Genomic DNA, 13,030 nt, shown 5'->3' with positions numbered 1-13,030 from the left:
GCGCCGGTGTGTGGGGCCGTTGGTGAAGACGGCCCACACCCCGTCGCCCTGTCGTCTGTTACTGCGCGCCGCGCAGCGGGCTGCTCGGGTGCACCTCGCGTTCGATGCGCGGCATGATCTCCGGCAGGTAGATCTTCTGGATGGCGTCACCGGTGTTGTGCGCCTCCCAGTGGGTGCGGCTCGCCCAGCGCTCGACGAGGACGAAGCGGCCCGGGTCGTCCTGCGACCGGTACGCCTCCCAGCTGACGCAGCCGTCCTCGGCCAGACACAGGGGGCGCATCCGGGCCAGGGCATCGGCCACCGGGGCCATGTCGTCGGGTTCGGGTACACGGACGATCACGATGAGGTCGAACATCACTGCTCCTCGGAGGGGTGGGAACCGGGCCGGTCGGCCACGGCGTTACGGGCGACCGCGGGAAGCCACTGCTCGATCGGGGTGAAGCGGTAGCCGAGGTCCGCCGCCCGTTCGCTCGCCATGCCGAAGTCGAACGGGCAGGAGAACGGGGACAGATCGAGGTCGCCGGAGGGATCTTCCTTCTCGATCACGTCGGCCGCCAGTCCGGTGGCGCTCTCCACCGCGGCGCAGACGTCATAGACGTCGGCGGTGTCGGGAGAGGCGACGTTGACCGCTCCGGTGGCGTCGGAGAAGGCGGCCCAGGCGAGGAAGCCGGCGGCCTCCTCCGCCTGTACCAGGGACGTCCGGCCGGGCCCGGCGTGGGCGACGATGGGCTTCCCGGCCCTGATGCGGTCGACGTGGAACAGCAGCCGGCCGGTGAAGTCGCCCTCCGCGGCGAGGACATGGGCGACCCGGGCCAGCAGCACCGGCGCCTTCGCGCAGCGGGTCAGCGCGGCTTCGGCCTGGCGCTTCCCCTCGCCGTAGTGGGTGTCCAGGTAGCCGGGTGCGGACCAGGGCAGGTCGGTGTCGAAGTCGTAGTCCGCCGGGTCGAGTTCCTCCTCGCGGGCGCGGGCGCCGAACGGCGGGGCCGGGAACCGCCAGCGGAAGGTGTCCTTGTTGTACACCTCGATGGTGCTGGTCATGACGATCTTCCCGACCCGGTCGCCGAAGGCTTCGCACGCCTCCACCGCGGCGTTCGGCGTGTAGCACATCTGGTGCACCACCGCGTCGAACCGCTCCCCCGCCACCGCGGCGGTCAGCTCGCCGGGGACGTTGACGTCGGCGCGCAGCCGCCGCACCGTGTCGCCGAAGGGGTCGGGGGTCTGCCCGCGGTTGACGAGGGTGACCCGGTGCCCGTCGTCCAACAGCTTCTGGACCAGCACCTTGCCGAAGTACCGGGTGCCCCCGATGACGCAGATATCAGGCATTCTCCCTCACCTTTTCTTCTTTCTCGGTGTCGTCGGTGTCCCCGGTCCCCCGGGCCTCGTCGGCTGCCCCGGAGTTCCGGCTGCTCAGGCAGATGAGTGCGCAACCCGCCGCCAGCAGGGCCGCGACGTACCAGTTGCCGCCCGCCACATCGAGGGACCGTGACAGGTCGAACAGGATTCCCGCGGCGAGCGAGCCGAACATGTTCCCCGCGCTGCGGAAGAAGTGCATCGCGCCCATGGCCTTGGCCAGTCGGTGCTCGGGAACCCTGCGGGCGATCCAGAGGTCGAACGACGGCACGAAGAGGATCTCGCCGAGCACCACGGTCAGACAGCCGACCACCACCCAGGGGCCGGTGCGGCCGGCCCCGAAGGAGACGAACGCGACGGTCATCCCGGCCAGGCCGACGGCCATCACCGCACCCGGGCTGAATCGCTTGTTGAGCAGCTTGAACAGCGGGTACTGGAGCACCAGGATACTGAGACCGGTGATCCAGAACGGCGAGGACGGCGCCCACTGCGGGACGTATGCCGCCATGTGCAGCGGGATGCCGACCACGAAGCCCAGGGACAGGAACCAGAACGCGGCGGACAGCAGGAAGTAGCGGGTGGCACCGCGCACTTCGATGCCCTTGAACGCGGTCAGGCTGAACAGCGGGGCGCGGGCGCCGGCGGCTTCGGCGCTGCCGAAGCCGCCCCGGGGGATCAGCGCCGAGGTGATCAGGCAGAAGCCGATGAAGAACGCGAAGACCACCGAGAACAGGGTCCGCAGCTCCACGTGCGCCAGTGCGGCGCCCAGCAGTGCGCCGCCGAAGAGACCGACCTGCCCCGCCATCTGGAACGCGGAGAACGCCTTGGGGCGTGCCTCCTCGGGAAAGGAGACCAGGACGTTCTTCAGCCCCGGGAAGGACGTTCCCGATCCGAAGCCGATGAAGAACGCCAGCACGCTGTACCAGAGCACGCCGTCGGTGAACCCCATGAGCCCGAGCGCGACGGCTTCCAGCGCGGTACCGAGGAACACGCCCCCGCGGACACCGGCGCGTGCCGAGATCCCCTCGTAGCAGAAGGTGGCGAGCAGCCGGCCGACGTACGTCATACACATGACCACGCCCGCCCAGAAGCCGCTGTCGGTCCCGCCGAGGGTGGCGACGAGCACGGGGAACCAGATGTAACTCCCCACGTTCGCCAGGAGGATGCCCCCGGTCACGCCGACGAGTGCGCGTGTGCGTTCCTTGTTCAAGACTCCTCCTTCCGGTCCGCCCCGGCGGCACGCAGCCCGGCGATGGTGCGCGCGACGGCCTGCCGGTCGATCGGCACGCCCCGGACGACCGTGCGCAGCGGGAGGGCGGACAGCGGCCGGCCCGGGGCGTGCAGGTTGTAGGTGGCGGCCGCGCCGACGCTCAGCGGATGGGTCCCGCGCGGGTCGCCGCTCAGCTCGTCGAAGTAGCGGCGGCCGCCGACCGTTGCCTGGCGCCGCAGCGGCTCGGTGAGCGAGGCGTCGTCGCCGCGCAGCAGGTCGAGTTCGCTCAGGAACGAGTAGCCGTGGTACGCGCCCGTGTTGCCCGAGTCGGTGCCGATCAGCAGCTTGCCCTCGTGCAGGGTGGCCAGGGCGTTGCGGCGCATGTCGGCCAGCGCCGCCGTGCGGGTCTCCTGGCAGCCGAACTCGATGCCGTAGGGCTTCTCGATGGACTGGGAGAACTCCCGGTTGCGGAGGTCCTGGGTCTCGGCGAAGCCCTCGCGCCCGTACTCGGCCCGGAACTCGTCGCCCGTCATGATCATGGTGCGCAGGCCGGCCAGGGTGGAGACGAAGCGGGCCCCCTCGAACTCCTTCCAGTCGGCCGCGTCGAGCGTCCGGTCGCGCACCGTGTGGGCGAAGAGGCGGAAGCCGCACTCGTAGGCCCAGCGGGTCTCCTGGAGGGTGTTGCAGTCGATGACCGCGGTGATGCCGCGCTCGGCGGCGATCCGGGCGGTGAATTCGAGCACCCGCCGGGACAGCCGGGAGAACTTCACCGGGCTGCCCGGCTGTTCGGTGCCGTCCGTGAACATCACCTTGAGGAAGGTGCCGCCGCGTTCGACGTTGGAACGTATCGCGTGTTCCAGGTCGGTCTCGGTGGCGATCATGTGTACCGGGGCGGGGAACTCGACGCCGTGGCCGGTGAGGCCGGCCGCGTTCGTCATCGCGGTGGCCGCGTAACCGCAGTGCACCAGCTCCGGGTAGGGCAGCGCCGATTCCGCGCGGCCCTGCTCCCAGACGTCCTTGACCAGCGGGAATCCGAACATGTCGACGACGTGCGTGACGCCGCTGTACAGGTACTGCAGCGCGACGATGCGGGCGTCCTCCAGCGAGTCGTCGAAGTTGGCGGGCAGGCCCACGTGGGCGTGGGTCTCGACGAAGCCCGGCCACAGCTCGGGCGTCGCGGGGTCCTCGGCCGTCCGCTCGCCGACGGGCCGGATGCCGGAGAAGTGCCCGTCCTCGACGGTGACGTCGAAGACCGCCGTCGGGTCCAGCTCCGGGATCGCGACGCGCGTCATCGGGCCACCTGCACGGAGAGGGTGAACTCGATGTCGTCCAGCGCCGCCTGGACGCGGCCGGCCGCCTCGTCCCGGTCCTTGCCGGTGAAGATGAGGTGGCCGAGCCAGTCGAAGTTGCTCTTCGACAGGCGCGACACCTGGCGGCCCGGCTTGGCGTACGCGAGGGCCTCGACGAAGCCGGGCGCGTCCTTGATCCGGTCGAAGCCGATGGAGACCAGCTCGCCCTCGACCGGGGAGCCGAACCAGTGGCCGCTGGCGATGAGGTCGCCGGGGATCGGCAGCTGGGGACGCTCGCCGAGGGCCTGGCGGATCACCTCCAGGTAGGCGTTGACGCCACTGGAGAGCTCCATCAGCTGCGGCACGATGCCACCCGTGAGCCGGCCGTTGACCTCGCACAGCACCGGGCCGTCCGCGGCGAGGATGTACTCGGCGTGGATGAAGCCGAAGTCGATACCGAGGCCCTCCAGAACCTTCTCGTTCATCGCGAACAGCTCGTCCTGGAGCGGGTGGCCGCGGAAGTAGGTGAGGCCCATCTCGATGAAGTACGGGAAGCCGCTCAGGTTGCGGTCCGTGATGCCGAGGTTGACGATCTCGCCGCCCTTGAGCACGCATGCCTCGACGGAGACCAGCTCGCCCTCGACGAACTCCTCGACCACGATGTCCGGGATGCGGGTGACCCCGCGCCCGTAGTCGGCGACCGACGCCAGCTCCGCGAGGTACGCGGCGAGCTCCTCCTCGTCGCGGAGCAGCAGCACGTGCAGGCTCGCGGTGCCGTCGGAGGGCTTGACCACGCACGGGAAGCCGATCTCACGGACCGCGGCCTCCATCGCGTCGCCGGAGGTGGGCTCGGCGACGTGCACGAACCGCGGCTGACGCACGTCGGTGTCCTGCAGGGTGAGCCGGGTGCGGTGCTTGTGGCGGGCGTTGAGGGCCCCGTCGACGCTCATGCCCGGCAGGCCGAGGGAGCGGGCCACCGACGCCGCGTGCACCGTGTGGTACTCGCTGTAGGTCATGACGCCGTGCACCGGCTTCGCCGCGTGCACCTCCTTGGCGAGCCGCTCCAGCTCGTCGATGGAGAACACCTTCGCGCTCTTGATCACATCGCACCGGGCGTGCGCGAACGCGGCCTCGGCCAGCGGCGAGGCACCGAGGTAGAAGTCGGGGTCGGCGGACACGAAGGTCACGTCGTGCCCGAGCTCCAGGGCGTTGGCGATGCCGGCGATGCCGTTGGGGTTGCATTCGATCATGAGGATATGCATGGGAAGTTCCTTGTCTTCGGGGAGTTTCGGGGAGTTTCGGGGCGAATGCGGAGAGACGGGTGAGGGTCAGCGGACGCCGCTGCCCGCGGGTACCGGACCCGGGGCGCCGGTGCGCAGCAGGGCCACCGCGGACAGCACGGCGGGCAGATCGAAGCCGAGGCGGGCCATGACCTCGTGGTGGTCGCCGCCCTCGGCGGGCCAGTCGTGGCCCGCGTTCACCCCCGTCACCTCGCAGCGGGGCAGCAGCAGCGCGAGCGCCTCGGCCACTCCGCCCTGGCCGCGGTGTTCCTCGACGACGACGAACCGGGTGTGCCGGGCCGCCAGTTCCGCGGCCGCCCCGGCCAGGTGCTCGTGGTCCACGTAGACCAGATGCGCGTGGGAGGCCCCGGTGGCGGAGCGGGCCTCCAGCGCCAGGCGGGTACCCTCCTCGCCCACCGACACCAGGCAGACGTCCTCGGGATCGGCCGCCTCGAACTCCCAGGTGACCAGCGGGAGTTCGGCGCCGTCCGGGATCAGTGACTCGTACGCGGCGTTCCGGCCCGTGCGGATGTAGTGCGGCCGGCCGTCGCGTACCGCGGACCGGACCACCGCTCGCATCTCGGCCTCGCCGTACGGGGCCGCGATGGTCACGCCGGGCACGCTGCGGAGCACCGCGAAGTCCTCCAGGCAGTGGTGGGTGGTGCCGAACCAGGCCCCGGACACGCCCGCGTACGGTGCCACGACGGTGATCCCGGCGTTCAGGTAACCCAGCGCCAGCTTCAGGCTCTCCGCGGCCCGCAGCGCCGCGAAGGGGGCGAAGGTGCTGACGAAGGGCTTGTAGCCACCGGCGGCCAGTCCCGCCGCCATGTCGACCATGGCGCCCTCGGCGATGCCCAGGTTGAAGAACCGCTCCGGGTACGCGGTCTGGAAGGGGTGGTTCTTGCCCCCCAGGTCCGCCTCCAGGCAGACCAGGGCGGTGTCCTCCGCGGCGAGCGTGGTCAGCTCGTCCCGGTAGGCGTCACGGCCGGAGAGAGTCATCGGATGGCTCGCTTCCACTTCGCGGCGCGCGTGGCGTCGATGGTCACGTAGTGAGAACCCGCCTTGCCTTCCACGGCCGGCACGCCCTTGCCCTTGACGGTGTGGGCGACGACGGCCAGCGGGCTGCGGGCGGCCGACCGGTCGGTGGCGAACAGTTCGCCCAGCGCGGCCGGGTCGTGCCCGTCGACCTCCGCGACCTCGAACCCGAAGGCGGCGAACCGCTCGGTGAGGTGCGGCAGCGGCGAGATGTCCGCGACGAGCCCGTCGTTCTGCCCGCCGTTGCGGTCCACGACGAGCACGAAGTTGCCCAGTTCCTGCGCCGCCGCCACCTGGCAGGTCTCCCAGACCAGCCCTTCCTGCAGCTCGCCGTCGCCGGCGACGGCGATGCCCAGGCCGCGCTGTCCGCCGAGCCGGCGGGCCAGGGCCCAGCCCGCCGCGTAGGGGACGCCGTGCCCGAGGCTCCCGGTGGGGAACCGGACGCCGGGCACCTTGGGGCCCGGATGGCCGGTGTAGGGCTGGCCCGCCCGGCCGTACAGCGGCGCGGGGTTCTCCGGCAGCATGCCGCTGACGTGCAGCGCGGCGTACAGGCCGGCGGCGGCGTGCCCCTTGCTCAGCACGACCTCCGTACCGTCGTCGGCGGCGGCCCGGTGCAGGGCGGCGATCAGGATGTCGAGCACCGACAGGCTGCCGCCCAGATGACAGCCGCGCTCGGACGCCGCCATGTCGACGACCAGCCGCCGGGCCTGCAGAGCCCGTTCGGCCAGGGTGGCCGCGAGTGCCTCGGTGCCCGTGGGGCCGTCCAGCACGGCGGTCATCGGCGGTCCCCTTCCGGAAGGGCGAACCAGCGGCTCACCGCGTCGGAGAGCAGCGCGCGGGCGGCGCGGTACTCCTCGCCGCCGAGGCGCTCCTCGTCGGTGTGGTCGAGGGCGGAGTCGCCCGGCCCGTAGGCCACCATCGGCACGTCGTGCCAGGTGGTCGCCAGGGTGTTCATGTCCGACGTTCCCTTCTTCACCACGAAGCGGGGCCTGACCCCGGCCTCGGCGAAGGCCCGGGTGAATGCCTTGGCCAGGGGGCCCGAGCGGCCGCCCTTGTGGCCCGGGGTGGCGCGCAGCGCCTCGATCTCGACGCCGTCGCCGACGTGCTGGAGCGCGGCGGTGCGCAGCGCCTCCAGGTCGGCTCCCGGCGGCACCCGGAAGTTGAGGATGCCGTGGGCCAGGTCGCGCTCCCGGCCGCGCTCGCAGCGGATGTCGATGACCGCGCTGAGCGCCTCGGGAGCGTGCCCGAGCACCGACGCGCGGATCTCCCCGAGGACGCGGATCAGCCGGTCCGGGGCCGACACCGCGTCCATGCCGGCCGAGTGGCCGGTGGGCACCGAGGCGGTCACCGCCAGTTTGAAGAGCCCGAAGTAGCCGAGGGTCAGCTTCCCCGAGCCGCTGGGTTCGCCGATGACGACGGCGTCGGCCCGGTGGTGGTCGCGGACGTGGAACGCGCCCTTCGAGGAGGAGATCTCCTCCTCGACCGCGCCGATCACGACCAGTTGGCCGTCCTCGGGTACCGCCGCGTCCGCGAGGACCTCCAGGAAGGCGGCGAGGCTGCCCTTGGCGTCGACGCTGCCGCGCCCCCACAGCTCACCGTCGCGCCACTCGGCGGGCCAGCGGTGCGGGACCGTGTCGAGGTGGCCCAGGAGCAGCAGCCGGCGGGAACCGGTCCCCCGGGACGCGACGAGGTTGCCCGCCGGGTCGATGTGGGCCTCGATGCCCCGCCCCCGGCACCACTCGGCGAGGCAGGAGGCGAGTTCCGCCTCGTCGCCGGAGACCGAGGACACGGAGACCGCCCGAGTGAGCAGGTCGAGGTCGTCGGCGGGTCCCCGGGTGCGCCAGAACCGGGTCCAGCCCGACGCCTCGCTCATGGTGTGCGGACCGGTGATGGCGACGTCGGCGCTGCTGCCCTTCAGGGCGATCTCGGCCGCGCGCACCTTCTGGCGCATCCGGCCGCCGGCGTACTGCGCGCCGTCGCCCGGGTAGGCGTCCCGCAGCGTCGAGTCCGGGGCGTCCGGATCGGTCAGCAGTCCCGCGGTGCCGGTGACCAGCCGGAGGTGGTCGGCGTCCAGGGCGACCGCGAGCACCGCGGCCAGTACGTCGGCGTCCACGTTCAGCGGAGCGCCGCCGTCCCGGTCCGCGACCGGCGGGGACAGGCAGACCACGTCGTACACGTCGAGCAGGGCGTGCAGTGCCACGGTGTCGACCTCGGCGGGTACGCCGGCCCGGTGGTCACGGATCACGACCGGGCGGTCCTCGGCCGACAGTGCCTTCAGCGGGCGGTTGGCCCGGCCCACGACCAGGCCGTTGCGGGCGCCGACGGCCGTGAACACGCTCAGTCCCTGGGCCCGCAGGCCGCTCTCCACGGCGGGCAGGGTGACCCGCTCGTAGGCGTCGACGAGGTGGTCCATCTCCGCCGGAGGGCAGTAGCGCACCACGTCGCCGTTGGTCAGCCGGAGCGTGGGGACGGGGCGGTCGATCGCCGTGTAGTGGCGTTCGATGCCCGTGGCCCCGCCCGCCACCAGGAGCACGCGGGCCCCACGGGCGGCCACGTCGGCGATCTCCTTGTGGATGGCCGCGCGGTCGAGCGTCGCGCTGCCGGCCTTGATGACGTACAGCGGCCGGGTCATGGCGACACCGCCGTGATCGGCAGTCCGGCCGTCTCGTCGAAGCCGTGGATGAGGTTCATGGCCTGGATGGCCTGGCCCGCCGCACCCTTGATCAGGTTGTCGAGGGCGGCCACCGTGACGCACTGACCGTCGCGCACGGCGACCGCCACCTCGGCGACGTTGGAGCCGGTGACGGCCTTGAGCATGGGGAAGTCCTGCGGCGCCTTGGGCGCCGGGCGGACCCGCACGAACGGCTTGCCGACGTACGCCTTGGCGTAGGCCCGCTTGACGTCCAGGGAGGTGACACCGGACCGCAGCTCGGAGTAGGCGGTCACCATGATGCCGCGCGACACGTCCAGGCTGTGCGTGGAGAACCGCAGATCGACGACGGCGCCCGTGAAGTCGGCGAGGGCCTGCTGGACCTCCGGGGCGTGCCGGTGGCCGTGCAGCTTGTGCACCCGGAAGTTGCCACTGCGCTCGGCCGGCTGCTCGTCGCTCCCGCGGCCGCCACCGGTGGACCCGGTCTTGGCGTCGACCACCACCCGGTCGGCGACCAGCGGACCGTCGCCGGTGAACAGCGGGTACAGGGCGTAGATCGTGGTGACGGCCATGCACCCGGGCAGGCTGACGAACCGGCTGTCGGGGATGCCCGGGCTCAACTCCGGTACGTAGTAGGCGAAATCCTCCAGGGGCGGGTGGGCGGTGGTCTTCGGGTAGTGCCTGCTGACCTCCTTCGCGTCGTGCAGCCGGAAGTCACCGCCCAGGTTCAGTACGCGCTTGGCGCGGTCGGCGACCAGCGGCAGCTGCTCGGGCAGTGTGCCGGTGGGCAGGCAGCCGAAGGCGACATCGACGATGTCCGTGTCCGCGAGCTCGCGCAGCGGCCGGAACGTGAGGCCGGCCGCCTTGGGGTGGTTGCGCAGCCAGGGGTGGCTGCTGCCGACGGCGGTGCCCGCGGCGCGCTCCGCCGAGAGGAACGCGAGTTCCACCTGCGGGTGCTCCAGGAGCAGCCGGATCATCTCGCCACCGGTGTAGCCGCTGGCGCCGAGTACGGCGACCCGGATCTTCTCGTGCGCGGTGTCAGCCAAGGCGGGCCGCCTTGTCGTAGGGACGCTGGTAGTCGCGGGACTCGACGAGCTTGCGAATGGCGTCCGGGCGGCGGGCGACCTTCCGGAAGGCGTCGGCGTAGCGCAGGATCCGCTCGTACTCGACCGGGGAGCGCAGCTCACGGCAGAGGACGAGGGTGCTGTCGAGCATGCCGAGGGTGACCGGGAAGTCCTCGGGCCGGTAGTCGCGCACGGCGCCGGGGTTGAGGGTGAACGGGTAGCCGTTCCCGAAGCCGTCCCGGTGCTGGAAGGGCAGGTGGCACGGGATGGGGGTGTTCTGCCACTCGCGGGCCGGGACGCCCTCGGCGACCAGGAGTTCGTGCACGGCCTCCTTGACCGCGAACACCGGTATGTCGCCCAGGCCCACGGCCTCCGGGTGCAGGGTGGTGCGGTACATGTTGTACGCGTGGACGTGTCCGGCGGGTACGTGCGGCGGGGTGAACAGCCCGGTCTCGCGCAGGGCCTCGCCGAGCAGCGCGGCGTTGCGCGCCCGGATCTCGTCGTAGTACGGGAGCCGCTTGAGCTGGCTGGCGCCGAAGGCCCCCGCGACCCACGACATGCCGTAGTCGATGCCGTGCTGCTCCAGGTAGGCCCGGGCCCGGTCGTAGCTCTCCTCCGCGGCGAAGAAGGCGATGCCGCCCTCGCCGCCGAGCGGGAAGTTCTTGTCGGCCATCAGGCTCTGTCCGGCGGCGTCCCCGAGGGAGCCGGCCACCTGGTCGCCGACCTTCGCGGAATGGGCGTGCGAGGCGTCCTCGACGAGGGCGATGCCGTGCCGGTCGGCGAGGGCGCGCAGGGCGGGCACATCGGCGGGCAGGCCGTGCACGTGCACCGGCATGAGCGCGCGGGTGCGGTCGGTGATCGCGGCGGCCGCGGCCTTGGGGTCCATGCAGTAGGTGGCGGGATCGATGTCGACGAACACGGGGATCGCGTGCGCGGCGACGACGGCCTGCGCGGTCGCGATGAAGGTGAACGCCGGCACGATGACCTCGTCGCCGGGCTGCACACCGGCGCCCACCAGGGCCATGTGCAGGCTGGAGGTGCCGCTGGCGGTGGGCAGCGCGTACGCCGCACCGACGTAGGAGCGGTACGCCTCCGCGAAGTCGGCGACAACCTTCTCGGGCGCCTGCCGCTGCGCGAGCATCAGGTTGAAGACGTCTTCCTTGGTGATGACCGGGAAGAGCGTGCGACGCGACGCCTTGGGAATCATCGCCCCGCCGCCGAGGGCGGCGAGTTCGGCGTCGAGTTCGGCGGGGTCGGGCAGCGGCAGCGGGGCCGCCGGGAAGTCAGTGATCATGAACGCGCTCCGGTGGGAGTGGCGGGACGTGCCGCCTGGGTCAGGGCCATCCGCACGCAGGCGGCCACGAGGGGGCTGAGCCGGTAGTTGAACTGGACCCCGGGCACCAGGGAGCCGTCTGCCTCTTCCTGCGTCCACATCGTGCGCAGGTCGTAGGCACCGAAGATCTTCAGTCGTTCGGCGCGGGCCCAGACCCCGTCGTCGTCGGTGAGGACGGCGGCGGCCGGCCCGAAGCCGAGTCCGGTGAGGTCCACGACGAGGGCGGGGGCGGAGCTGCCCCGGGTCAGCTCGGCCAGCTGGTCGGCGTTGGCGGAGTCCAGCGACACGTAGTCGAAGGCGGCCGGCCCCCGGCCCTCCACGCTGACGCCGAGCCAGTTGAGGAAGCGGCCGGTTGCCGCGTCCGGCTCGGGGAGGGCGACGGTGTCTCCGTGCCCGATGCCCTGGCCGGCGAGCGCCGCGTGGAGCGCGGCGGTACGGCTGTTGACGAGGACGGCCCGTGCGCGTCCGGTCTGCTTGGTGAGCAGTCGTTCGAGGCCGGGCAGTTCCCGGTCGCTCTTCTCGATGCTCATGACCACGCCCGTGGTGAGGACGCGGGCGAGCACCGTTGCGGTGTCGAACAGTTCCATGGGTCTTCTCCGTGTCACACGGCCGAGGCCGTGAGGGTCTCCGCGACGTAGGCGGCGAGGTGGCCGGCCACGTTCACTCCGTGCTGGGCGGAGGAGCGGGCGAATTCGGGATTGGCGTTCACTTCGAGCACGAGCAGCTCGTCCGTGGACCGGTCCTCGACCAGGTCCACCCCGTAGAAGCCGGGGCCGAGGGCGTCGACGACCTGGCTGCAGAGCTTCTCCATCTCCGCGCTGACCTCGACCCGCCGGACCTCGGCGCCCAGGTGGGTGTTGGTGCGCCAGTCGTCCGACACCCGCTGGATGGCCACCACCGGGGTGCGCCCGACGACCACCACCCGCAGATCGTGGCCGGGCTTGTCGACGTACGCCTGCACGACCACGGGGAACTGCTTTCCGGTGACGTCGGCGGACTCGCGGCCCGCGGCCCACGCCTCCACGCAGTCGAGGTGGGTCATCTTGCTGACGCCCCGGCCCCAGGAACCGCTGACGGGCTTGACCACGGCGGGCATGCCCATGTCGGTGACGGTCTTGCGGACCTGATCGATGCTGAAGGCGTGCCGGGTGTCGGGGTGCGGAATTCCGTGCTGCGCGAAGAGCAACGACTGCAGGCCCTTGTCGTTGCACGTCTCGATCGTCGCCGCGCGGTTGAGGGTGGGGACTCCGGCGTGTTCCAGGCGGCGGGAGACGCTGATCGCATCCCGGTGGGAAAGGTTCCTGATCAGGGCGAGAGCGGGCGGGCCGGAGCGGCCCGCCACGATCTCGGCCAGATCCTCCATGAGCAGCGGTCGCGCCGTCAGACCCTCGTCCCGCAGTGCGCCGAGGAGCAGCTTCTCCTCCGGGCGCAGCATCGTGACCGAGAGCAGGACCTGGTCGGAGGTTGTCACTCGCCCCAGTCCTCTTCCACCTCAGGGGCAAGGTCGAGGCGTATGCCCGCTGCGGACTTCTCGACGACCTCGTGTTCCTGGCCGCAGGACCCGCACTCGGTGATTTCGCCCTTCTCCCAGTCCTCGCGCACCTCGAATTCGGTGTCGCATACGAGACAGCTGGCGACAGTGGTCGCAAGTGTCATGTCCATGACTCCTTCGTGGAATGGCGTCGCTGGATTTGTCAACGCCGTTACTTGCGCCGGGATTTGAGTCCGAGCGCATTCCGGGCCCGCCGCCTCCGGCACCGGTGGATGCCTCGGGATGTACGGAGGGCGCCACTTTCGGTGGCTGAAAGGAGCCTGCCTG

At 71.5% G+C, this 13,030-nt stretch carries 13 protein-coding genes; all 13 read right to left on the bottom strand.

The window, feature by feature from the left end:
• Window positions 1-58 precede the first annotated feature (58 nt).
• Window positions 59-355 (bottom strand): putative quinol monooxygenase, encoded by a 297-nt coding sequence (locus SL103_RS03115; protein WP_069567199.1) that lies wholly within the window; start codon window positions 353-355, stop codon window positions 59-61.
• Window positions 355-1,323: an NAD-dependent epimerase/dehydratase family protein gene (locus SL103_RS03110; RefSeq protein ID WP_069567198.1), complete on the bottom strand. Its 969-nt coding sequence runs from the start codon at window positions 1,321-1,323 to the stop codon at window positions 355-357. Before SL103_RS03110 ends, SL103_RS03115 begins: the two co-directional genes overlap by 1 nt.
• Entirely contained in the window at window positions 1,316-2,560 is a 1,245-nt protein-coding gene (locus tag SL103_RS03105) for an MFS transporter (RefSeq protein WP_079145534.1), read from the bottom strand. The genes SL103_RS03110 and SL103_RS03105 overlap by 8 nt, the downstream gene beginning before the upstream one ends.
• The gene (locus SL103_RS03100; RefSeq protein WP_069567197.1) at window positions 2,557-3,852 is read right to left on the bottom strand and encodes a hydrolase; all 1,296 of its coding nucleotides are present in this window, start codon (window positions 3,850-3,852) and stop codon (window positions 2,557-2,559) included. The genes SL103_RS03105 and SL103_RS03100 overlap by 4 nt, the downstream gene beginning before the upstream one ends.
• Window positions 3,849-5,111, bottom strand: a complete 1,263-nt coding sequence (locus tag SL103_RS03095; protein ID WP_069567196.1) for an ATP-grasp domain-containing protein — start codon at window positions 5,109-5,111, stop codon at window positions 3,849-3,851. Before SL103_RS03095 ends, SL103_RS03100 begins: the two co-directional genes overlap by 4 nt.
• A 66-nt stretch (window positions 5,112-5,177) precedes the next feature.
• A complete protein-coding gene (locus tag SL103_RS03090; protein ID WP_069567195.1) occupies window positions 5,178-6,128 on the bottom strand; it encodes a hypothetical protein in 951 nt (316 codons plus the stop codon).
• Window positions 6,125-6,943 (bottom strand): thiamine pyrophosphate-dependent enzyme, encoded by an 819-nt coding sequence (locus SL103_RS03085; RefSeq protein WP_069567194.1) that lies wholly within the window; start codon window positions 6,941-6,943, stop codon window positions 6,125-6,127. Before SL103_RS03085 ends, SL103_RS03090 begins: the two co-directional genes overlap by 4 nt.
• A complete protein-coding gene (locus SL103_RS03080; RefSeq protein WP_069567193.1) occupies window positions 6,940-8,796 on the bottom strand; it encodes a M20/M25/M40 family metallo-hydrolase in 1,857 nt (618 codons plus the stop codon). Before SL103_RS03080 ends, SL103_RS03085 begins: the two co-directional genes overlap by 4 nt.
• Window positions 8,793-9,860, bottom strand: a complete 1,068-nt coding sequence (gene argC / locus SL103_RS03075) for an N-acetyl-gamma-glutamyl-phosphate reductase (RefSeq protein ID WP_069567192.1) — start codon at window positions 9,858-9,860, stop codon at window positions 8,793-8,795. Before argC ends, SL103_RS03080 begins: the two co-directional genes overlap by 4 nt.
• Window positions 9,853-11,172, bottom strand: coding sequence for a DegT/DnrJ/EryC1/StrS family aminotransferase (locus SL103_RS03070; protein ID WP_069567191.1), 1,320 nt, complete (start codon window positions 11,170-11,172; stop codon window positions 9,853-9,855). The genes argC and SL103_RS03070 overlap by 8 nt, the downstream gene beginning before the upstream one ends.
• Window positions 11,169-11,798, bottom strand: coding sequence for a DegT/DnrJ/EryC1/StrS family aminotransferase (locus tag SL103_RS03065; RefSeq protein WP_069567190.1), 630 nt, complete (start codon window positions 11,796-11,798; stop codon window positions 11,169-11,171). Before SL103_RS03065 ends, SL103_RS03070 begins: the two co-directional genes overlap by 4 nt.
• Window positions 11,799-11,812: 14 nt before the next feature.
• Window positions 11,813-12,682: a RimK family alpha-L-glutamate ligase gene (locus tag SL103_RS03060; RefSeq protein WP_079145533.1), complete on the bottom strand. Its 870-nt coding sequence runs from the start codon at window positions 12,680-12,682 to the stop codon at window positions 11,813-11,815.
• Window positions 12,679-12,873, bottom strand: a complete 195-nt coding sequence (locus tag SL103_RS03055; RefSeq protein ID WP_208869811.1) for a lysine biosynthesis protein LysW — start codon at window positions 12,871-12,873, stop codon at window positions 12,679-12,681. Before SL103_RS03055 ends, SL103_RS03060 begins: the two co-directional genes overlap by 4 nt.
• Window positions 12,874-13,030: the final 157 nt, after the last annotated feature.

The organism is Streptomyces lydicus (assembly GCF_001729485.1).
GTDB lineage: Bacteria > Actinomycetota > Actinomycetes > Streptomycetales > Streptomycetaceae > Streptomyces > Streptomyces lydicus_D.
This window is presented reverse-complemented; position numbering and strand designations above follow the sequence as displayed.